At 60.4% G+C, this 763-nt stretch carries 1 pseudogene; it reads left to right on the forward strand.

Annotated features, from left to right (window positions below):
• Positions 1-130: 130 nt before the first annotated feature.
• Positions 131-406: pseudogene (locus FKR81_RS43140) on the forward strand (transposase); the annotation flags it as partial.
• Positions 407-763 lie beyond the last annotated feature (357 nt).

Genomic DNA, 763 nt, shown 5'->3' on the forward strand with positions numbered 1-763 from the left:
ACGCCGTAGCAGCGACCCTCAATAACCGTCCACGTAGGACACTCGACTGGAAGACCCCAGCCGAAGCATTGAACGAACAGCTACTATCTCTCCAGTAGAACTGGTGTTGCGACGACCGGTTGAACTCAAGCAGTACGGCTCATGGGCGTTTACCAAGCGTGCCAAGGATTCCGGGCTCGTTCCGTCGATGGGCAGCGTGGGTGACTGCTTCGACAACGCGATGATGGAGTCGTTCTGGTCACGCATGCAGGTCGAGTTGCTCGACCGTCAGCGCTGGCGCACCCGGATCGAGCTGGCGAACGCGATCTTCGACTACCTGGAGATCTTCCACAACCGGCAGCGCCGCCACAGCAGGCTCGGCATGCTCACCCCGATAGAATACGAGAACACATTCACCGTGGCATGAGATCCAGAAACGCGACTCCGCGAAACCCAGGGCACACCAAGCGGACGACGCGCGCTGTCCAGTTTGTGGATCGGCGCCGCCGCGGCGGCGACATCAGCGGTCAACTCCACTGCGCGTTCCAAGAAGGGCTGCTGCTCCACCTGCTTGATCTGCCCTATCGAGTCACACCGCGTTAGACACAAGGGATCACGGTCGCAGATCCCCGCCCCCGGCTTTGGCGTGACTGGAGATGAACTGTGGGTGGGTGGGTTTTCGTCTTGTTGGTGTCAGGGTTTGTGTTGGTGTGGTCGTGTTGCCGGGTGGTGTTGTGGCTGCTGGGCGGCGTGGGATTGGGGTTGTTGTGACGTCTGGGTTTGG

Source organism: Lentzea tibetensis (genome assembly GCF_007845675.1).
In the GTDB taxonomy this organism is placed as follows: domain Bacteria; phylum Actinomycetota; class Actinomycetes; order Mycobacteriales; family Pseudonocardiaceae; genus Lentzea; species Lentzea tibetensis.